This window comes from Nocardia shimofusensis NBRC 100134, assembly GCF_001613125.1.
GTDB classification, from domain to species: domain Bacteria; phylum Actinomycetota; class Actinomycetes; order Mycobacteriales; family Mycobacteriaceae; genus Nocardia; species Nocardia shimofusensis.
The window spans coordinates 71,731-92,585 of the sequence record NZ_BDBT01000002.1 but is presented as its reverse complement, the minus strand read 5'-3'; the positions used below and the strand labels follow the sequence as shown (position 1 = coordinate 92,585).

Annotated in this window: 18 protein-coding genes; 10 read left to right on the top strand and 8 right to left on the bottom strand. The window is 70.0% G+C overall.

The features are described 5' to 3' along the window. Positions 1-54: 54 nt before the first annotated feature. Positions 55-978: a 4-(cytidine 5'-diphospho)-2-C-methyl-D-erythritol kinase gene (locus NS3_RS02660; RefSeq protein WP_067852954.1), complete on the top strand. Its 924-nt coding sequence runs from the start codon at positions 55-57 to the stop codon at positions 976-978. A gap of 124 nt (positions 979-1,102) precedes the next feature. Further along, positions 1,103-2,905: an ABC-F family ATP-binding cassette domain-containing protein gene (locus tag NS3_RS02655; RefSeq protein WP_067852952.1), complete on the top strand. Its 1,803-nt coding sequence runs from the start codon at positions 1,103-1,105 to the stop codon at positions 2,903-2,905. Between the two features lie 88 nt (positions 2,906-2,993). On the opposite strand, the gene NS3_RS02650 is transcribed toward NS3_RS02655, so the two are convergent. Both NS3_RS02650 and NS3_RS02645 read right to left on the bottom strand, forming a co-directional pair. Continuing rightward, the gene (locus tag NS3_RS02650; RefSeq protein WP_067852950.1) at positions 2,994-3,881 is read right to left on the bottom strand and encodes an Abi-alpha family protein; all 888 of its coding nucleotides are present in this window, start codon (positions 3,879-3,881) and stop codon (positions 2,994-2,996) included. Then, positions 3,878-5,152, bottom strand: a complete 1,275-nt coding sequence (locus NS3_RS02645) for a DUF445 domain-containing protein (RefSeq protein ID WP_245649442.1) — start codon at positions 5,150-5,152, stop codon at positions 3,878-3,880. The genes NS3_RS02650 and NS3_RS02645 overlap by 4 nt, the downstream gene beginning before the upstream one ends. A 299-nt stretch (positions 5,153-5,451) precedes the next feature. Between NS3_RS02645 and NS3_RS29890 the strand changes: the two genes are divergently transcribed. Next, the gene (locus tag NS3_RS29890; RefSeq protein WP_084494987.1) at positions 5,452-6,327 is read left to right on the top strand and encodes an Abi-alpha family protein; all 876 of its coding nucleotides are present in this window, start codon (positions 5,452-5,454) and stop codon (positions 6,325-6,327) included. 381 nt (positions 6,328-6,708) lie between these two features. Continuing rightward, positions 6,709-7,332, top strand: coding sequence for a nuclear transport factor 2 family protein (locus tag NS3_RS02635; RefSeq protein ID WP_507762077.1), 624 nt, complete (start codon positions 6,709-6,711; stop codon positions 7,330-7,332). Between the two features lie 22 nt (positions 7,333-7,354). Here NS3_RS02635 and NS3_RS02630 read toward each other — a convergent pair whose 3' ends face one another. Continuing rightward, a complete protein-coding gene (locus tag NS3_RS02630; protein ID WP_174550427.1) occupies positions 7,355-8,998 on the bottom strand; it encodes a peptide chain release factor 3 in 1,644 nt (547 codons plus the stop codon). Between the two features lie 365 nt (positions 8,999-9,363). Here NS3_RS02630 and NS3_RS02625 point away from each other — a divergent pair, with 365 nt between their 5' ends. Together NS3_RS02625 and pth are read left to right on the top strand one after the other, a co-directional pair. Then, positions 9,364-9,951 carry a 50S ribosomal protein L25/general stress protein Ctc gene (locus NS3_RS02625; RefSeq protein WP_067852944.1) on the top strand — a complete coding sequence of 196 codons (588 nt, stop codon included), beginning with the start codon at positions 9,364-9,366 and terminating at the stop codon, positions 9,949-9,951. Between the two features lie 24 nt (positions 9,952-9,975). Further along, positions 9,976-10,557, top strand: coding sequence for an aminoacyl-tRNA hydrolase (gene pth / locus NS3_RS02620; RefSeq protein WP_067852943.1), 582 nt, complete (start codon positions 9,976-9,978; stop codon positions 10,555-10,557). Between the two features lie 15 nt (positions 10,558-10,572). Here pth and NS3_RS02615 read toward each other — a convergent pair whose 3' ends face one another. From NS3_RS02615 to NS3_RS02600, 4 genes are all read right to left on the bottom strand, one after another. After that, positions 10,573-12,216: a fatty acyl-AMP ligase gene (locus NS3_RS02615; RefSeq protein WP_067852937.1), complete on the bottom strand. Its 1,644-nt coding sequence runs from the start codon at positions 12,214-12,216 to the stop codon at positions 10,573-10,575. 198 nt (positions 12,217-12,414) lie between these two features. Beyond that, on the bottom strand, positions 12,415-12,864 hold the full coding sequence (locus NS3_RS02610) for an SRPBCC family protein (RefSeq protein WP_067852936.1): 450 nt from the start codon (positions 12,862-12,864) through the stop codon (positions 12,415-12,417). A gap of 123 nt (positions 12,865-12,987) precedes the next feature. Beyond that, entirely contained in the window at positions 12,988-13,905 is a 918-nt protein-coding gene (locus tag NS3_RS02605; protein ID WP_067852935.1) for a ribonuclease Z, read from the bottom strand. Beyond that, positions 13,906-15,084 carry an aminotransferase class V-fold PLP-dependent enzyme gene (locus NS3_RS02600; protein ID WP_067852934.1) on the bottom strand — a complete coding sequence of 393 codons (1,179 nt, stop codon included), beginning with the start codon at positions 15,082-15,084 and terminating at the stop codon, positions 13,906-13,908. A 121-nt stretch (positions 15,085-15,205) separates the two neighbouring features. On the opposite strand from NS3_RS02600, the gene egtA reads away from it, so the two are divergent. The 4 genes from egtA to egtD all read left to right on the top strand — a co-directional run bounded on the left by egtA (position 15,206) and on the right by egtD (position 20,067). After that, the gene (egtA, locus tag NS3_RS02595) at positions 15,206-16,519 is read left to right on the top strand and encodes an ergothioneine biosynthesis glutamate--cysteine ligase EgtA (RefSeq protein ID WP_067852932.1); all 1,314 of its coding nucleotides are present in this window, start codon (positions 15,206-15,208) and stop codon (positions 16,517-16,519) included. A 361-nt stretch (positions 16,520-16,880) separates the two neighbouring features. Further along, on the top strand, positions 16,881-18,179 hold the full coding sequence (egtB, locus tag NS3_RS02590) for an ergothioneine biosynthesis protein EgtB (protein ID WP_067853513.1): 1,299 nt from the start codon (positions 16,881-16,883) through the stop codon (positions 18,177-18,179). Next, complete coding sequence (gene egtC / locus NS3_RS02585; RefSeq protein ID WP_084494986.1) at positions 18,179-19,099, top strand: ergothioneine biosynthesis protein EgtC; 921 nt, start codon at positions 18,179-18,181, stop codon at positions 19,097-19,099. Before egtB ends, egtC begins: the two co-directional genes overlap by 1 nt. Beyond that, the gene (egtD, locus tag NS3_RS02580) at positions 19,096-20,067 is read left to right on the top strand and encodes an L-histidine N(alpha)-methyltransferase (protein ID WP_067852930.1); all 972 of its coding nucleotides are present in this window, start codon (positions 19,096-19,098) and stop codon (positions 20,065-20,067) included. Before egtC ends, egtD begins: the two co-directional genes overlap by 4 nt. A 130-nt stretch (positions 20,068-20,197) precedes the next feature. On the opposite strand, the gene NS3_RS02575 is transcribed toward egtD, so the two are convergent. Beyond that, entirely contained in the window at positions 20,198-20,842 is a 645-nt protein-coding gene (locus tag NS3_RS02575) for a DUF2461 domain-containing protein (RefSeq protein WP_067852928.1), read from the bottom strand. Between the last annotated feature and the right edge of the window lie 13 nt (positions 20,843-20,855).

Below are 20,855 nucleotides of genomic sequence, written 5' to 3'. Positions count from 1 at the left end.
CGGCGCGCGCCTGCGCTCGGCGGGTGTCGGGGACAGCGGTTAGGCTGTGCTCTCGTGCTGTCAGTTGTGCCAAGTCCGGTTCTCGTGCGCGCGCCGTCGAAGGTGAACCTGCACCTCGGTGTCGGTGACCTGCGCCCCGACGGCTACCACGATCTGACGACGGTCTTCCAGGCGCTGTCGCTCGGTGACGACCTGCGGATCTCCCCGGCCTCGGCGCTCACCGTCCGGGTCAGCGGCGAAGGTGCCGCCGAAGTGCCCACCGACCGCGGCAATCTGGTGTGGAAGGCGGCGGTTCGCCTGGCGCACATGGTCGGTCGCGCCCCGCTGGTGGAGATCGTCATCGACAAGGGCATCCCGGTCGCGGGCGGAATGGCAGGTGGCAGCGCCGATGCGGCCGCCACCCTGGTCGGCCTGAACGAACTGTGGGACATGGGCCTGGACCGCGACGAATTGTCCGCGGTGGCCGCCGAACTCGGCAGCGACGTGCCCTTCGCACTGCACGGCGGCACCGCGCTGGGCACCGGTCGCGGCGAGCGGCTGCTTCCTGTGCTGTCGCGCAACACCTTCCACTGGGTGCTGGCCATCGCCAAGACCGGATTGTCCACCCCAACGGTGTTCGCGGAACTGGACCGCCTGCGCGAGCACGGCGACCCCCCGCGCCTCGGTGACCCGCAGGCCCTCATGCAGGCACTGGCCGCGGGCGACCCCAGGCAGCTGGCCCCGCTGCTCGGCAACGACCTGCAGGCCGCCGCCGTCTCCCTGGCCCCCGACCTGCGCCGCACTCTGCGCGCCGGGGTGGACGCGGGCGCTCTGGCCGGACTGGTCTCCGGCTCCGGCCCCACCTGCGCCTTCCTCTGCGAGAGCGCCGAGGCCGCGGTGTCCGTCGCCGCCGAGCTGGCGGGTGCGGGAGTGGCGCGCGGGATCCGCACCGCGAGCGGTCCGGTGCCCGGCGCGCGGGTGATCGAACGGGAGGACTGAGCCCGCGCCGGTCTCCCGGAGGGCGCCCTCGGTAGGCTTGTCCGGTTCGCGCGAGTCGCGCCAACACTTCGGGCGAGCCGCGCGATCACAGCGCAGCCGCGTTACCGGTGAGTCGGAAGGTTTCATGTCCAACCTGATCAATCTCGAGCAGGTCTCCAAGAGCTTCGGGATCACCCCGCTGCTCGACGGCGTCTCCCTCGGCGTGCACGCCGGCGAACGCATCGGCGTCGTCGGCCTCAACGGCGGCGGCAAGACCACGCTGCTCGAGGTGCTCACCGGCCTGGAAGCCCCCGACTCCGGCCGGGTCAGCAGGCTCGGCGGGCTGCGGATGGCCGTGGTCACCCAGCGCGGCGTCCTGCCCGACGGTGCCACCATCGGTGAGGTGGTGCTCGCCGGGCTCACCGACGACGCCGTGAGCGATTCGCTCGCCGAGCACGAGTGGGCCGCCGACTCCCGGGTGCGCACGGTGCTCGAGGGCATCGGCATCCAGGATCTCGGCCTGGACACCCTGGTCACCAATCTCTCCGGTGGTGAACGCCGCCGGGTGGCGCTGGCCGCCGCCCTGGTTCGCGATCTGGACCTGCTGGTCCTCGACGAGCCCACCAACCACCTCGACGTCGAAGGTGTGCAGTGGTTGGCGAGGCATCTGCTCGACCGGCGCAGCGCCCTCGTCGTGGTGACCCACGATCGCTGGTTCCTCGACACCGTCGCCACCCGCACCTGGGAAGTCGTCGGCGGCAAGGTCGAGAGCTACGAGGGCGGCTACGGCGACTGGATCTTCGCCCGCGCCGAGCGCGCCCGCCAAGCCGACGCCACCGAGGCGCGCAGGCGCAATCTGGCCCGCAAGGAACTGGCCTGGTTGCGCCGCGGCCCGCAGGCGCGCACCTCCAAGCCGCGCTACCGGGTGGAGGCGGCCGAGGCGCTGATCGCCGACGTGCCGGAGCCGCGCGACAGTGTCAGCCTGGCCTCCTTCGCCCGCAAACGCCTGGGCCGGGTGGTGATCGAGCTGGAGGACACCACGCTCACCACCCCGGACGGCCGCGAACTGGTCCGTGATCTGACCTGGCGGCTCGCGCCGGGGGAGCGGGTCGGTCTGGTCGGGGTCAACGGCTCGGGCAAGACCACGCTGCTGCGCGCGCTGGCCGGCGACATGGAACCGGCCGCGGGCAAGCGCATCCAGGGCCAGACGGTCCGGATCGGCTGGTTACGCCAGGAACTCGACGATCTGCCCACCGACATGCGGGTGCTCGAGGCGGTGCAGGAGGTCGCGCAGCGGCTCATGCTGGGCGACAAGGAGATCTCGGCCGGGCAGTTGGCCGAGCGGCTCGGCTTCACCCCGGCCCGTCAGCGCACTCCGGTCGGCGACCTGTCCGGCGGCGAGCGCCGCAGACTGCAGCTGACCCGCATCCTCATGTCGGAACCGAACGTCCTGCTGCTCGACGAGCCCACCAACGATCTCGACATCGACACCCTGCAGCAGCTCGAGGATCTGCTCGACAACTGGGCGGGCACGCTGGTGGTCATCAGTCACGATCGGTACCTGATCGAGCGCATCTGTGACTCCACCTGGGCGCTGTTCGGCGACGGCAAGCTGACCAACCTGCCCGGCGGCATCGAGGAGTACCTGCGTCGTCGCTCGGCCGCCACCGCGTCGCGGCAGGCGGGCCAGGGCTCCTCGGGGCAGGCCCCCGCCGCGAGTGCTCCGGCCACCGACTCGGCCACCTATCGTGCCGCGCGCAAGGAACTGGCCAAGCTGGAACGCGCCATCGACAAGCTGTCCGAACGCGAACAGCGCCTGCACGTCGCGCTGGTCGACGCGGCGACCGACCCGGACAAGCTGGTCACCCTCGGTGCCGAACTCCAGCAGGTGCTCGCGGAGAAGGAAGCCGCCGAATCCCGCTGGCTCGAACTGGCCGAAGACGCCTGAGCCGCCCGAGCCGCCGCGCGCTGTCCGTTCAGCCGGATCCGATTCTGCCGGATCCGATTCTGCCGGATTCGATTCGGCTGGATTCGCCTCAGCTGGATTCCGCGCGCCCGCCGTGCACGATCTCCGGCAGGCACGTGCGCACGAAGTCCTCGCCGAACGGCGTGATCACGATGCTGCGGTAGTGGACCTTGGTGCCGAAACCGGAGCGCTTCAACAGCTCCCGCACCGGCGCCTGCACTTCGATCAGCTGATAGCGGTTCGGATTGTCGACCGGTTCCTTGGCCATCTCGATCAGGACCAGCCTGCGCAGATTGGTCAGATACTGCGGCACCCGGTTCGGGAAGCGCAGTCCGGCGTGATCGCCGATCACGCACAGTCCGTCGACCCGCCGCTCGGCGCCGAGCCCGCGCGGGCGCCCGATGCGGATGTCGATGGCGGGCTGCGGACCGTCGCGGTAGAGCAGGCGCAGGATTCGCGCTTCGTCCGGGGTGAGTTCGGCCAGCATGCCCGCGTAGGCCGGATGGATGTCGGCCTGGTCCGGATCGGCGCTGGCCGACAGGCGCAGCAGTGCCGCGCCCTGTTCCCGCAGGGTCGGCAAGCCCGGCGCGTCGGTGTCGGGGCTCGGTGGCAGACGCAGTGCCCGGCGCACCGCGTCACGGACCTCGGCTTCGGCCTCGGCGAGCACTTCTCGGGCCGGCATTCCGGACATCGAGCCCTTGACCACGGTCCCGGTGACACCGATCGCGGTGTCCACCGACCAGGCGGCGACCTCACCCGCGGCGGTCAGCGCCACTTTGGCGACGCCGCCCGCGGTGCGCGCGGTCTGCAGCGGGGAGATGATCTTGACTCGGGGGATCTTGACCAGGGACACCCGGCGCGATCGCGGTACGGGCGCGGCCTGCGGCCGGGGAGACAGCTCCCCGCCGGGATGACCGGGATCGCCCGGCGCATGGTTGCCGTCGGAGGAATCCGTCATATCCATGTCGTCGCCACTCCCGTTCCGAAGATCAGGATATGAGCGTATCCGGCGAGCAAGCCCAGCACACCGCCATGAACGAAAAGAAGCCACTCGTCTTGTTTGATGGCCGCTCGCAACATGTCGACGAAGTCGGGCGGGGCGAGGGCGGCCATCTGCTTGGCGATGTAGTCGCCGATCTGTTTGCCCTGGCGCAGATTGAAGTCGGGGTCGGCGAAGGCCATCGGCGCGATCGACATGGCCTCGTTGGTCAGCGTCCGCTGCAGCGTGTCGTACTCCCGGCTGCCCAGCACGAACTTCACCGCGGGCCGCGCCGCACCGAGGGCGCGGTCGGCGGCCGGGCGCAGGATCTCCTCCAGCATCTGCAGCGTGCGGTCCGAGCGCGGGCCGTTGAGCAGTTCGTCGCCGATATTGGCCACCGTCATCACCTGCGAGGAGACCAGTTCGGCGTAGCCGTCGGTGATCTCGTGCTGACGCTTGATCAGCAGGCCCTGGCGCCACGGGCACCACCACTTCGGGTAGGCCGGGGCGAAGATCATGTTCAGGCCGATCCAGTTGACCACCCAGCCGATGATCACGCCGCCGACCGGCAGCACCACCCACGACGACAGTCCGGTCAGGTGCAGCACCGCCACCAGCACCACGCCCATCGGGGCGCCGAAATAGAAGCCGAAGTTCTGCATGAAACGCAGTTCCTTCGCGCCGAGAACTTGGAACAACGTGTTCAACAGGTGGGGGCGCGCCTGGAAATAGCGAATCACCATCTGTTTGACATCGAGCAGCTGATCGATGTTCCTACCGAGTTCGTCGGTGAGTTCGCGCAGGATGTCGGGCAGTTGCTGGCGAACCCGCGCGTGCACGCGTTCGCGGACCTGGCTGGGCAGGTTGTACCAGAGTTGCGGATGCTCGCGGCGCAATATCTCTTCGACGATGTCGGTGATCTGCGCGTCGGCCGTGGCGGCCAGATGTTCGGCGAGCTTGTCCGGATCGAGTTCGCGATAGAAGTCCGAGACGCTGCCGAGTTTGGACAGACCTTTGTCGACGGCGATGCTGGCCATCTTGTCCGCCCGCGAGGGCACGATGCCCTGCCAGCCGAGCCTGCCGTCGTAGCTGAGCAGCGGCAGCACCTGGATGCGCTTGGGCAGGAACGGGTACAGCGAACGCAGACCGGGCACCCGGATGCCGTGAAAGTTGATGGGCTGGAACAGCATCAAGATGCCGGTCCAGTTGGTGATGTAACCGATGACGCCAGTGAAAAGGGGAATTGTCACAAGTTCGAGCAGGATCGTCGGGTGTACACCGAAAACGCTCTCCAACACGATGACACCCTCCTGCGGAATCCGGTGACCACCTCCTCACCGGGCACTCAAAGTAGCACCACCATGCGGGCCGGGTCGCATTGTGATCGGCCCTACGGTGTCGGAACGTGGGTGGTCCGCGGCACAGGGTAATGTCCGGTTCCGATGCGGACGGTCGGGGTTCGCGGTGCCGCGCGTGCCGGGCAATAATCTGTGAGCAGAATCAACCTGTGGGCGGAATCCGTTCACCTTGGCGATACTTCGGAGTTGACGTGGCAGACGACAGGACCGGACAGGGGGTGGCCCGGGCCGGCTCCCGCTCGGTCGAACGCGGTTCGGACGTCGAACAGCGACAGATCAGCAATGAGGCCAGGCTGATTCGCGGTGTGTTCCGCGCCGCCGGGCTCGCCGCGGGCACCGCTGTGCGCGGCAGCCAGTGGGCGGTGAACACCTCGCTCGAGGTGACCAAGGAGATCACCAAGGCGGCGCTGGACGGGGAGTCCTCCGCCGATATCGCCGAGCGCACCGGCAACGCCCTGCGTTCGATCGCCCGCAGCGCCCTCGGCGTCACCGAGGGATCGGTGCGCGAGATCGTCAGCTACGTGCCCACCCCCTCCGGCCCGAACCAGCAGGCCATCCCGGTGGGGTCCTACCTGCGCTCGGCCACTACCGACGAACTGCGCCGTCGCGGTGACGCGCTGCTGGCCAGGTCGGCGGACGTGTACTTCACCGAGGACGTGCACCCGGCCTACGACCGGATCCTCGACGAACTGGCTCCCGACGAAGCGCGGATGCTGCGCTTCATGGCCCTCAACGGCCCGCAGCCCTCGGTGGACGTGCGCACCAACCGCCCGCTGGGCATCGGCTCGGAACTGGTCAGCGGCGATCTGACCTCGGTGCCGGAGCAGGCGGGCGTGCGCTACCCGGACCGGGCCCGCTCGTATCTGATCAACCTCAACCGGCTCGGCCTCACCCGCACCTCCGATGATCCGGTCGTGCTCAGCCGGTACATGGTGCTCGAGGTGCAGCCGATCGTCGAGGAGGCGCTGAAGAAGGCGGGCCGTGCGCCGAAGATCGTGCGCAAGAGCATCCGGCTCACCGAGTTCGGCGAGGATTTCTGCCGCACCTGCTTCTCGCTCGGTCTGTGACCATCCTGTCGTGACTCGCCGATCGGGGCTGCGGTCAGCGCAGCGGCCGGGTCCGGTGCGGGTCGCGATCTGATACAGATCTGGACAACCCTCTCGGTACCGCGCGCCCACGATGGGATGGTGAATGGTATGGAGCGGAACGGCGAGCAGGACCGGGACCAGGGCGAGGTCGCGGACATATTCGCCCGTGGCGAGCGCTCCGTCCGATCGACCGGTCCACCGGATGCGGCGGACCCGGCCGCATCCGTCCCCGAGACCGCCTCTGCCGAGACCGACGCTCCCGAGGCCGACGCTCCCGAGACCGACGCTCCCGAGACCGACGCTCCCGAGGCCGACGCTGCCTGGACGGACTTCGGCCGCTCGGACGACGACCAGACCGACGTGTCCACCGAGGACGGCGTATCGCCCGAGGACGCCGCCTTCTCCGAGACCGCCGCACCCCGCGAGTCCACCCCCGAGACCGATCTCGCCACCTTCGCCCAGGTCGCGGCCATCACCCGGCTCAAGTACCGCTATCTGCGCAGCCTCGACACCAAGGCGTGGGAGGACTTGGCGGACACGATGATCCCCGAGGCCACCGCCACCTACAGCGAATACCTGCAGTTCGAGTCGCGCGAGGCGTTCGTGGCCTTCCTGCGCAACACCCTCGGACCACGCGTCATCACCGAGCACCGCTGCGATCACCCCGAGATCGATATCACCGCCGACGACGCCGCGACCGGCACCTGGCTGCTCGCCGACACCGTGCTCATCCCGGAACACAATCTGCTGATGCGCGGCGCGGCCTATTACACCGACCGCTACGTCCGTTGTGACGACGGGAAGTGGCGCATCAGCCACACCGGTTACGAGCGCACCTACGAAGTGGTGCTCTCGCTCAGCGATCTGCCGAGCCTGCGCGTGACCTCGGTGCGCTGGGGCATCATCGCCCATGAGGACGGGGTCACCTCGATCCAGCGCAACCCGCGCACCACCTCGGGCTTCCGCGAATCCGACAGCGCCTGAGCCCGGCGCCGCTATCCGGCGATCAGTTGTCGGCGGCGGCGACCAACGGCTCGAGGGTGAGCTTCGGGTGCTCCTTCTCGATGTACTGCAACCGCCACTTGTCGCTGAACAGCGCCAGGATCGCGCCGTCGGTGCGGGTGAACACCTCCACCCCGCGCTGGCGGCCCAGCTCATCGGCGGACTCGGCGTCGGTGCGCCGCGCCAGCGAGTAGCCCAGATGCTCCATCGTGGTCTCGACATTGAACTCCGCGAGCATGCGCGCGGTCACGACCTCGAACTGCATCGGGCCCACCGCCGCCAGCACCGGCGAGGCGTCGCCGCGCACATCGTTGCGCAGCACCTGCACGACACCCTCGGAATCGAGCTGGTCGACGGCCTTGCGGAACTGCTTGTACTTGCCCGCGCTCTGCGCCCGCAGCACCGCGAAGTGTTCCGGGGCGAACGAGGGGATGGGCGGGAACTCCACCTTCTTGTCCACGAACAGCGTGTGGCCCGGGGCCAGCGCGGTCGCGTTCACCAGGCCGACCACATCGCCGGGATAGGCGGTGTCGACCGTCGAGCGTTCCCGGCCGAACACCGTCAGCGCGTACTTGGTGGCGAACGGCCGCCCGGTCTGCGCGTGCGTGACGACCATGCCGCGCTCGAACTCGCCGGAGACGATGCGCATGAACGCCAGGCGGTCGCGGTGCGCGGTGTCCATACCCGCCTGCACCTTGAACACGACCGCGCTGAACGGATCGGTGGTCTGGCGCGGCACGCCGGCGATGTCGGCGCGCGGACCCGGCGCGGGCGCCAGCGCCACCAGCGTCTCCAGCAGTTGCCGCACGCCGAAGTTGAGCATGGCCGAGGCGTAGATGACCGGGGAGGTCTGTCCGGCCAGGAACATCTCCTGGTCGTGGTCCTGCCCGGTGGCCGCGAGCAGTTCGCTCTCCTCGGCCGCGGTGGTCCAGGCCTCGCCTTCGCGGGCCAGCGCCTCCTCGGCGGTCAGCGACTCCTCCGGGGCGATGGTCGCGCCGCCCGCGGTCCGGGTGAAGTGGATGTACTCGGTCGCCGCGCCCTCGGGTCCGCGCCGCAGCAGACCGCGGAAGTCGCCCGCGATGCCGACCGGCAGGAACAGCGGGGTCGGGGTGAGGCCGATGCGCTCCTCGATCTCGTCGAGCAGTTCCAGCGGCGCGCGGCCGGGGCGGTCCCACTTGTTGATGACGGTGATGACCGGGATGCCGCGATGACGGCAGACCTGGAAGAGCTTGAGGGTCTGCGGCTCCAGGCCCTTGGCCGCGTCGATGAGCATGACCGCCGCGTCGACGGCGGTCAGTACCCGGTAGGTGTCCTCGGAGAAGTCGGAGTGACCGGGGGTGTCGACCAGGTTGATGACACTGTCGACATCGCTGCCCGCGGCGCGGTAGTTGAACTGCAGCGCGGTGGAGCTGACCGAGATGCCGCGTGCCTTCTCCATCTCCATCCAGTCCGAGACGGTCGACTTGCGGCCCGCCTTGCCGTGGATGGCGCCTGCCTCGGAGATCATCTTGGCGTGCAGGGCCAGTGCCTCGGTGAGCGTCGATTTACCCGCGTCGGGGTGCGAGATGACCGCGAAGGTGCGGCGCCGGGCGACTTCGGCGGTCAGCCCGCGGGGGGTGGGCGCGGCGGCGGCTTCGGGGGCGGTCACGATGGGGAGCCTTTCGCACGACGAGAGGGCGGACAACCGAGTCAGCCTAATCGCGCGCCGCGCCCGCTCGGCCGCCGGGGCGTTGCCATCCGCTCCCGCTCGGCGCCCGTAACGCCTTGACCTCCCGATTCAAAGCGAATGCCGTGCCTGAGGTATGGTGTTCGGGTTGTCTCGGCGAGGGTGTCCTCCAGACGTGTGACGCAACAGGCGTGTGGTGCGACACCGTGATCGACGCGGCGCGGCTTCCGGCCGTCCTCGTTCGGTCTTCGCCCCGACGAGTAGACCAAACCCCACCACGCAGGGCGCCACCCTCCCTGTCGGGAACTGTTGACCAGCCCGGAAGAGCCGTAGGAGTAGATCCAGTCATGTCCGACGCCAACCTTCTCGAAGCGTCCGTCCGTACCGAGTTCGGCAAGGGCGCCGCACGTCGCACCCGCCGTGCGGGCAATGTGCCCGCCGTTCTCTACGGCCACCAGGCCGAGCCGAAGCACCTGTCGCTGAACGCCCAGGCGTTCGCCGCGATCCTGCGTGAGCACGGCACGAACGCGGTGCTCAACCTCGAGATCGAGGGCACCAAGCAGCTGGCGCTCACCAAGTCCGTTGTGGTGCACCCGATCCGCCGCTACATCGAGCACGCCGACCTGCTGATCGTCCAGCGTGGCGAGAAGGTCGTCGCCGACGTCGTCGTCACCGTCACCGGCGACGCCGCCCCCGGCACCCTGGTCACCCAGGAAGCCACCACCCTGTCCATCGAGGCCGAGGCGCTGAACCTGCCCGAAACCATCGAGGTCTCCGTCGAGGGCGCCGAGGCGGGCACCCAGTTCACCGCGGGCTCGCTCGAGCTGCCCGCCGGTGTGACCCTGTCCGGCGACGCCGACCTGCTGATCGTCAACGTGGTCGCCGCCCGCGCCGCCGCCGAGGAAGAGACCGCCGAGGGCGAGAGCGCCGAGTGATCGAGATCGCCGAGTAACTCAGCGATGACCGGTCCTTCGACCGGGCCCGCGCTCGTGGTCGGCCTGGGTAATCCGGGCCCGGACTACGAGCGCACCCGGCACAATGTCGGCTTCATGGTCGCCGACGCGCTCGCCGAGCGCGTCGGCGGCCGTTTTGCCGTGCACAAGAAATCCGGCGCCGACCTGATCCAGGCGCGCCTGGACGGGCGTCAGGTGCTGATCGCCAAGCCGCGTACGTTCATGAACGTGTCCGGCCGTCCGGTCGCCGCGCTGGCCAAGTTCTTCTCGGTGCCGCCGACCGAGGTGATCGTCGTTCACGACGAACTCGATCTGCCCTTCGGCGCGGTGCGCCTCAAGCGCGGCGGTGGCGAGGGCGGTCACAACGGGCTGCGTTCGGTCTCCGCCGCGCTGACCACCAAGGACTACCTGCGGGTCCGGTTCGGCATCGGCCGCCCGCCCGGCCGTCAGGACCCCGCCGACTTCGTGCTCAAGCCGTTCGCGGCCGCCGAGCGCACAGAGGTGCCGGTGATCGTCGAGCAGGCCGCCGACGCGGTCGAAATGTTGCTTCGCGTCGGCCTGGAGACCGCGCAGAACCAGCTGCACTGATTCCGTCCGGCCGGCTCACCGCAGATGTGCGGCGGTGGCCGCCCGGCGCAGTTTGCCCGAGGAGGTCTTCGGCAGCGCCCCGGGGCCCAGCACCGCGACCGTGCGCGGACGCGCCCCGACCTCGGCGAACACCGCGTGCACGATCTCGCGCTCGATGCGCCGGACGGCGTCGTCGTCCTCGTGATCGTTGGACTCGACGACCACCGCGAAGCTCTCCCGCTTCTGGCCCGCGTCCAGCCGCACCGCGACCGCGTTGCCCGGTCGCACCCCGGGCACCCGCATCGCCGCGCGCTCCACATCGGTGGGAAAGATATTGCGCCCGCCCATGATGATGACGTCCTTGACCCGCCCGCACACCACCACCAGCCCGTCCTCGGTGAAGTAGCCGATGTCGCCGGTGTCGAGCCAGCCGTCGGCGTCCTGGGCGGGCAGGAACCCCTCCACGGTGATGTAGCCGGTGGTGACGGCGGGTCCGCGCAGTTCGATCACCCCGACCGAACGGGTGGGCAGCGGATTGCGGTCCGAGTCGACCACCCGGCCTTCGAGGTGGTCGACCAGGTAGCCGAGGGTGGGCAGACGCCGCACCGCACCGTGGTGACCGTGCTCGGTGACCGGCACGGCCTTGCCGAGCGCTTCGAGCAGATCGGCGTCGACCACGTCGAGCACCTGACCTTTGCCCGGGTCCGGGATGGAGACCGCCAGCGTGGTCTCGGCCATCCCGTAGACCGGAGTCAGCGCCATCGGGTCGAGGCCGAACGGCGCACCCGCCCGCGCCAGCGCGTTCATGGTGTCGGCGTCCACGGGCTCGGCGCCGTTCCACATGTAGCGCACACTGCTCAGATCGATCGAGCCCGGTTCGGCCTGCGCCAACCGCCGGGCCAGCAGGGAGTACGCGAAATTGGGTGCGGCGGTCACGGTTCCGCGGTAGCGGTCGATCAGCTCGGCCCACAGCAGCGGTCTGCGCAGGAAGTCCAGTGGCGTCACGCACACCACCTCGGCGCCGATCTGCATGGGCACGCTGAGGAACCCGACCATGCCCATGTCGTGGAAGAGCGGCAGCCAGCTGATCATCACATCGCTGTCGGGGCGGAACTTCACCCGGTCGAACATGGCGTAGGCGTTGACGTAGAAATTGCCGTGCGTGATGCGCACCGCCTTCGGCGAGCCGGTCGAACCGGAGGTCAGCTGCAACAGCGCGACGTCGTCCTCGGCGGTGTCCACCGGCTCGATCTCGGAGCCCGCGCCCAACTGCTCCAGCGTCACCACGGCGATGCCGCGCTCGCGCAACAGCGGTTCGGCCACCTCGAACGGCGCGCCGAGCACCACTGCCCGCGCCTCGATCATCCGCAGCACCGTCTCGGTGTCGCGCGCCCACAAGGCCAGATCGGTTCGCGGGGTCGGTTGATGCAGCATGGTGATCGACCCGCCGCGCATCCACACCGCCTGACACGCGGGCGCGATGTCCACCGGCATACCCGCGAGCACCCCGACCGCATCGCCCGGCCCGATCCCCGCATCGGCCAGCGCGCCCGCCATCCGCCGGGCGACCGTATGGATCTGGCCCCAGGAATGCCGCACCGGCGCATCCGGCTCCCCGGTCACCAGCCCGTAGTCGGACCTCAGTGCGGTCGCGTACATCTCTTCGGTGAACTTGCTCAAGGTCGGACTCCTTCTGTCGGCCCCGCGCCCACCGCCGTGAACCGGCCTCGTCCAACTATCTCGCGTGACACCCGCCCGTGTTAACCCCCTGCTGCCTGCGGATATCGGTTCCGGCCTCACCCGCCCCAAGAGCCGCAGGACGAGCAGTGCACCTCTGTCCGGCTCGGCTTCCCCCGGATCCTCGTCGGCGTGGGGACCTCAATTCTGCGTGCGGTCCAAGACGGCGCGCAGTTTCCCCAGCGCGCTGCGCCATCCGCGCTCCATGGCGTTGCGCGCCATCTTCTGCCGGGGGTGCTCGATGTCGAAGCCACCGTGGGTGAGCAGCAGCCGGGTGCCGCGACCGTGCGGGACCAGGCTCCAGTCCAGCACCCAGCGCGCGGGCCGTTCGGCGCGCAGGTCGACCCAGGTGAGGGTGAGTTGTTCGCCGGGCCGGGCGAGCAGCACCTCGCTGGCGACCTCGCCGGGCGGGTCGGTGGGGATCTCGAAGATGAAATGGGTGCCGACGAGGGTGGCGAAGCCGATGGGTCGCATGAGCCACTCGGCGAGCAGGTTCGGTTCGGTCAGCGCCCGCCACACGGTGTCCGGCGGTTGCGCGAGGAAATACCCGATCTGCACTTCCGCGGGATTGAGTTCGGCATCGAAGTTCAACAGCCCACCCCCTGGCAACGGCGCGATTCGGCGAAAACGGCCATAACACCCAGCATTTCACGAGATTTCGGCGTCGAGGAGACACTCGCGGTTTTTTTCTCGCTGCGCGGGGTGCTCCCTCGCTCACTGTCGGGCGGGGAAAGGGATGCGTTGCAGGTCCTCGGCGACGAACAGTTCCCCCGGGAAGTGCTCCTCGGCTTCGCGACGGTGGTCGTCCAGCGTGCGGTAGCGCTGGGAGAAGTGGGTGAGCACGAGGGTGCGGACACCTGCCTCGGCGGCGGCGCGGGCGGCCTGACCCGCGGTGAGGTGACCGTGTTCTTCGGCGAGGTGGGCTTCGGCGTCGAGGAAGGTGGCCTCGATGACGAGCATGTCCACCCCGGCGGCTGCCTCCAGCACGCCCGGGCACAGTCGGGTGTCCATGACGAAGGCGAAACTCTGGCCGGGCCGGGGCTCGCTCACCTCGTCGAGGGTGACGGTGCGATCACCGGCGACGATGCTGCCCGCGCGTTGCAATTCCGCGACGCGTGGTCCGCGAATGCCGAAGGCGCGTAACCGATCGGGCAACATCCGCCTGCTCGCGGGTTCGGTGAGCCGGTAGCCGAACGCCTCCACCGGATGCGAGAGCGGCACCGCGCGCAGCTGGAAGGTCGCGTCGGGGGTGTCGAGCACCCCCGGTCCGGTGACGGGGTGCGGTCGCAGGTCGATGCGGTGATAGAAGGCGCTGGCCTGGCACAGCCGGTCGAAGAAGACCTGGCCGGAGGCGGGATAGTAGGCGTCGATGGGGTGCGCGACCTCGTCGAGGTTGACGCGCTGCACGATGCCGGGCAGCCCGAGGCAGTGATCGCCGTGGAAGTGGGTCAGCGCGATATGGGTGAGGTCGGAGACCGAGACCCCGGCGAAGGCCATCTGCCGTTGCGTGCCCTCACCCGGATCGAACAGCAGGCCTTCCCGACCCCAGCGCACCACATATCCGTTGTGGTTGCGCAGCTTGGTCGGCACCTGGCTGCCGGTGCCGAGCACGATCAGTTCCCGCTGTGACATCTACAGTGCCGCCAGGGCGCGCACGAATCGGTCCAGCTCCGGGTAGCTCACGAAGCAGTGCGGCGAGGCCCGGACCACCGCGGGCAGGCCGCGCGCGGTCATGTCCAGCAGCGTGGAGGAGGCGAAACTGACGGTGAGGGTGATGTTCTCGGCCGCGAGCCGGTCGCGCACCTCGGTGGCCTCTAACCCGTCGACGGTGAACGACACGATGCCGCCGCGCAGGACGCCGTTGTCGCGTACGGTGACTCCGCGCAGGTCAGCGAGTGCGGCGCGCAGGTAGGCGGCGCGGTCGGCGATGGCGGTGTAGACCTCGTCGGGGCCGAGGTCGAGCAGATAGCGCACGGCCGCGCCGAGTCCCAGCCTGGCCGCCACGTCGCACTCCCAGAATTCCCATCGCCGGGCGTCGGGGGCGAGTTCGTAGGCATCCGGTGCGCTCCACTGCGCGCTGTGCAGGTCGAGGCGTTGCGGGACGAGCCCGGCGGTGGAACCCGGCCGCACATAGAGGAATCCGGTGCCACGGGGACCGCGCAGCCATTTTCGACCGGTCACCGAGAGCGCGTCCACACCGAGTCCGGCGACGTCGAGGGGGAGCTGTCCGGCCGACTGACAGGCGTCGAGCAGCACCAGCGCGCCCACCGAGTGCGCGATCGTGGTCGCCTCCGCGGCCGGGTTCACCAGTCCGCCGTTCGTCGGGACGTGCAGCAGCGAGACCAGGGCGACTCGCTCGTCGACCATGGCCGCGAGGGCGTCCAGATCCAGCTGCCCGGTGTCGTCGTCAGGGATCTGTTCGACCGTCGCGCCGGTCTCGGCGGCTCGGTGCATGGCGGCGATCGCATTGCTGGCGTAATCCGAGCCGCTGATGAGAACGCGGTCGCCGGGGCGAAGCGGCACCGAGTGGAAGAAGTCCGACCAGGAGCGGGTGGCGCTGTCGCTGAGCGCGATATCGGCCGGGTCGGCGCCGATGAGCTCGCCGATGGCCGCTTTGACCGCGGCCAGGTCGTCGAGTCGTTCGGCGGCCGCCCGGTAGCCGCCGACCTCGGCTTCCCGGCGCAGATGCCCGAGCTGGGTGTCGAGCACCACGCGCGGCGGCAGCGAGGAGCCCGCGCTGTCGAGAAAGACCAGGTCGGGGTCGGCCACCAGGCCCGGGGTGTCGGCGCGCACGCGGTTGTCGTCCAGCATGCCGACGACACTAGCCCGACCGTCTGTCCCTTTTCAGGGTCGTTTCTTGTCGGTGATGATCGCTACGCTGGTTCTGGTCGGTGAATGCTCTGTCCGCAACCACACTCGGTGGGAGGCTCGCATGGCGGTCACGCTCGAACATCAGGGTACGGCCGGCTTGGCCGATTCCTCCGGCGCATTGTCCTCGCGCGCCGCGGCGGAAGCCTTCCTCGGGGGAGTGTGCTTCAAACTCGGGCCACCCGCGCTGATCGGCGCCGAACTGGAGTGGCTCACCGTGCAGGGTGAGTGTCCGGCGTCCGGCCCCATTCCGCGCCCGCGGTTGTCCGCACTCGCCGCCGCTCTCGGCCCGCACGCTCCCCTCTCGCTCGACCCAGGCTCCCCGGCCCTTCCGCTACCGGGTGGCAGCCGGGTCACCGTCGAACCCGGCGGTCAGATCGAATTGTCCAGCGACCCGTTCACCACTGCCGCCGACCTGTGCGACAACCTGCGCGCCGACGCGCGCCTGCTGACCGAACTCCTCGCCGCCGCGGACATCAAGCCCGTCGCCCGCGCCGCCGACGCCGACCGCTGTGCCGATCGCGTGCTGCGCTCGCCCCGCTACCGGGCCATGGAGCGGTTCTTCGCGGGCATCGGCCCGTTCGGCAAGCTCATGATGTGCAATACCGCCGCCACGCAGGTCAGCGTGGACGCGGGCGCCGACGCCGCGGAAGTGGCCGCGCGTTGGACCATGCTGTACGCGGCCGGTCCGGCCCTGGTGGCCGCCTTCGCCTGCTCGCCGGATCTGCGCGGCGCCCCGCCCGGCGACTGGGCCTCCCAGCGAATGCGCACCTGGCTGCGCCTGGACAACACCCGCACCCGCCCGCCCGTGCAGGACTGGCCCGACCCGATCACCGGCTACGCTCGCTGGGCCCTGGACGTGCCGCTGCTGTGCCTGCGCAGACCGGACGAGCCCGTGAACCGGTCCGTGCCCGGCTGCCCCGACTGGTCACCCCCGCCCGGGGCCACCTTCGCCGACTGGATGTCCGGCGCACTCGACGACGAGGTCGGCCGCCGCCCCGGCACCGACGATCTCCGTTACCACCTGACCACGCTGTTCCCCCCGGTCCGCGCCTCGGGCTACTTCGAGATCCGCTACCTCGACGCCCAGCCCGGCGAGGACTGGACCGTCCCCGTCCACCTCTTCGACGCGCTGCTGTCGACCCGCCAGGTCGTCGCCGAGGCCACCCGCCTCGCCGCGTCGACCGCCGGACAGTGGTCGCAGGCAGCGCGTTGCGGTCTGACCGATCCGGAGATCCGCGGGTCCGCCGCCGATCTTCTCGAGCTGGCAGCCGCTCACGCCCGCACTCCCGCGGCCGCGACCGACCTCGCCGCCGCGGCGCGTCGCTGCCGAGCCGGGCGAACCCCGGCCGACGAGCCCATCCGGGTGCTGCCGTGAGACTCGTTCGCTCGAACGGGTCCGCCGCCTCGTCCTCGGACGCCCGGCGGGCCGTCATCGGCTCCTGCTCGAGCTCGGCGCCCGCTGTCCCACTCCCGGTGTCCCGCGTCGGAACGCGCACCTGTCCGGCTCCCTCCGGAGACCTCGGCAGACATCCGCCGGGGAATCTCCGCGGAGGTCAGGCTGTGGGTCTGCGCCGACCGTCCCTCCGCGAGCCTGTTCCAGAGTTCGCCTCCCTGCTCATCGGAAGAGATCGATCGTGACCGACTCCTTCACCTCCACCGACCCGACGCCTGCCGAAAGCTCACCGCCCGCCCCCGCCACCGATGGGTTCGGCGCGACCGACCACGCCGACACCGACCTGCTTCGCGCACGCATCGCCGACGTGCTGACCACGGCCCGCGCTCGCACCGCGGCACTCACCGACGCCGTGGACGAGAGCGACCTGGTCGCCCAGCATTCCCCGCTGATGAGCCCGCTGGTCTGGGACCTGGCGCATATCGGCAACCAGGAGGAGCTGTGGCTCGTCCGCGACGTGGGCGGCCGGGAGGCCGTACGCGCCGACATCGACGAGCTCTACGACGCCTTCAAGCACGCCAGGGCGAACCGTCCGGCGCTGCCGCTGCTCGATCCCGCCCAGGCCCGCGGCTATGCCGGCACGGTGCGGGAAAAGGTGTGGGATGTGCTGGAGCGCAACCCCCTTCGCGGCGGACCGCTGATCGAGGGCGGATTCGCCTTCGGCATGATCGCCCAGCACGAGCAGCAACACGACGAGACCATGCTCGCCACCCACCAGTTGCGAGCGGGCGAACCGGTGCTCGCCGCGCCGCCCGCCCCGGCGGCGCGGATCGGCATCGCCGGCGAGGTGATCGTGCCCGGCGGCGAATTCCTCATGGGCACCTCGGCGGACCCGTGGGCCCTGGACAACGAGCGGCCCGCGCATCCGGTGCACGTGCCCGCCTTCGCCATCGACGCCGCGCCGGTCACCAACGAGCAATACCTCGCCTTCGTCGACGACGGCGGCTACCGACGGCCGGAGCTGTGGTCCGAGCGGGGCTGGGAGCATCGGACGAGCGCCGGCCTGACCGCGCCGCAGTTCTGGGAGCGCGACAGCGACGGCCGCTGGTGGCGACGGGTCTTCGGCGCGATCACGCCTCTGCGGCCCCGTCAGCCGGTGGTGCACGTGTGCTGGTTCGAGGCGGAGGCGTTCGCGCGCTGGGCGGGCAAACGTCTGCCCACCGAGGCCGAATGGGAGAAGGCGGCCCGCTTCGACCCGGCCACCGGAACCTCCCGCCGGTACCCGTGGGGCGAAGCCGACCCCGATGAGTCGAAAGCCAATCTGGGACAACGACATCTGGAACCCGCCGAGGTCGGCGCCTACCCGGCGGGGGCGTCGCCGACCGGCGCGCACCAGATGATCGGCGACGTCTGGGAATGGACGTCCTCGGGCTTCGACCCCTATCCGGGCTTCCGCGCGTTTCCCTACCGCGAGTACTCCGAGGTCTTCTTCGGCGGCGACTACCGGGTGCTGCGCGGCGGTTCGTTCGGTACCGACCAGGTCGCCTGCCGCGGCACCTTCCGCAACTGGGACCATCCGATCCGCAGGCAGATCTTCGCCGGCTTCCGGCCGGCGCGCGACTTGGGAGCGGACGAGCGCTGATGTGCAGGCATCTCGGCTACGTCGGCCCGCCGGTCGCGGTCGGCGAACTACTCACCCGCGGCCCGCATTCGCTGTACCGGCAGTCGTGGGCGCCGCGCGACATGCGGGAGGGCGGCACCATCAACGCCGACGGCTTCGGCGTGGCCTGGTGGCGTCCCGGCCCGGACGGCCCGCGGGTCAGCCGGTACCGCAATCGGGAACCGATCTGGAGCGACCCCGCGGTCACCGAAGTCCTCGGGCAACTGGAGTCCACCGCCGTGCTCGGCTCGGTCCGCTCCGCCACCGTCGGCATGCCGATCGAGCGCAGCGCCTGCGCTCCGTTCGTCACCGGTCGCTGGGCGGCCGGCCACAACGGCGTCGTGCCGGACTGGCGGCACACCCTCACCGCCGTCGTCGCCGATCTCGACGCCGCCGCCACCCGCGCCGGCCAGACCAGGCTGTTCCAGACCGCCCGGATACTGGACGCCGAGTCTTGCACCGATGCCGCGGCGCTGTGGGTACTGCTCGGCGATCTTGTCGTCGCCGCGGAAGCCGGCGGCTACGGCGACAACCCGGCGTCGGCGCTGCGGCTGTTCGCCGCCGCTGTGCTGGACCACGCCCCGTCCGCCCGGCTCAATCTCCTGCTCTGCGACGGTTCCCACCTGCTGGCCACGACCGTCCACCACTCACTCGCCGCCCTGGTCACCGACGATTTCGCGATCCTGTCCTCGGAGCCCTACGACGACGACCCCCGCTGGCAGCAGATTCCGGACCGCTGCCTCGTCCGGGCCGAACCCGGCCACCTCGCCGTCGACCCGCTCATCGTCACCGGCGCCCCCGCCGCCCCACCCCCGCCGGTATCCGATCCGGCCCTTTCCTCTTTCCATACGGCCCCGTCCGAGTCGGCAGACGCCGCGCACACCGAAAGGCCGAACGCATGACAGCACCGACCATGGAAGTGCACCTCACCGACGCCGACCTCACCTCGGCCTTGCGTGCGGATGCCGAGCGCGGACTCACCGCCGATCCGAAATCGTTGCCCCCGAAGTGGTTCTACGACGCGCGAGGTAGCGAGTTGTTCGAGCAGATCACCGCGTTGCCGGAGTACTACCCGACCCGGACCGAACGCGCGCTGCTGCAGCGGGTCGTCGGCGAGATCGCCCGGCTCGCGCAGGCGGAGGTGCTCGTCGAACTCGGGGCGGGTTCGGCCGCCAAGACCAGGCTGCTGCTCAGCGCGCTGACGGCGCAGGGACCGCTGCACACCTATGTGCCACAGGACGTCTCGTCGGCGGCGCTGCGCGCGGCCGTGGCCGAGGTGGCCGCGGAGTTCCCGGCCCTGGCCGTGCACGGCGTCGTCAGCGACTTCACCGACACCCTGCAGACGTTGCCGCGCGGCGGCCGCCGGATGATCGCCTTCCTGGGCGGCACCATCGGCAACCTCGTCCCCGAGGAACGCCGGAACTTCCTCACCGGTATCCACGATGTTCTCGAACCCGGTGAGCGTCTGCTGCTCGGCGCGGGCCTGGTGATCGATCCTGCCGTGCTCGTCCCCGCCTATGACGATGCCCAGGGCGTGACCGCCGCCTTCAACCGCAATGTGCTGCACGTGCTCAACCACCGCCTGCGCGCCGACTTCGCCCCGGAGAAGTTCGAGCACGTCGCGGTGTGGGACGCCGACAACGAGTGGATCGAGATGCGCTTGGCCGCGACCGAGGACATGACCGTCACCGTCGCCGACCTCGACCTGACCGTCGATTTCGCGCGCGGCGAGCAGATGCGTACCGAGATCTCCGCCAAGTTCCGCATCGACGGGCTCGGCACGGAACTGGCCGAGTCGGGCTTCACCGTCGAACAGGTGTGGACCGACCCCGACGATCGCTTCGCCTTGGTCCTCGCCACGAGGCAGTGAGCGGGCTGCCAGGGCCGACTGTCCGCAGGCCGGTCCTGGCAGGACGAGATCTGCTCTCGGGCGAGGTGACTGTCCGATCTGGGTGGGCTCGACTCAGCTCGGGCGGCCGCTCCAATTCGGTGAGACGGCGTCAGGCGTTGGCGGGGCCGACCACGGCGGTCAACCACTCCACCAGCGGACGCAGGGTCGTCCACGCCGTGCGCACCTGGTCGGCGGTCTGCGGGGTGGACAGCCACTCCGGTGCGCCGAAGGCGTGGGAGCAGGTGAGCGATTTGTGCCTGAGCAGGGCGATGCGCGGATGGTCGGCGTCGTATCCCTTGGGTTTCGTCTTCAACGTCTCGCCGCCGAGGTCGAAGCCTGCGCTCACGATGGGCTGGAGGATCGACTCCAGTTCCCGGCCGCGCACGTCGTCGTCGACGGCTCGGCGGAACTGCGCGACCTGCTCGGCGGATCCGCGGTAGAAACCACCGCTGACGAACAAGCCCGCAGCGCCGATCTGCACGTACCAGCCCACACCGGGCGCGGTCCCGGCCACCGCGCCCTGGTGGGTCTTGTACGGCGCCTTGTCCTTGGCGAAGCGCACGTCGCGGTAGGGGCGGAAGATCTTGGCCGTGCCGAACTCGGCTTCCAGCTCGGCGGTCAGCGCCAGCATCGGGTCGCGCACGGCCTGCTCGTAGACGTGCTTGTGGGCGGTCCAGAACGTCTTCGAATTGTCGACCTCGAGGTCTTCGTAGAGGTCCAGGCCCGCGAGCGGGAAGCCACCGAATCCAGCCATGCACCGACCCTAC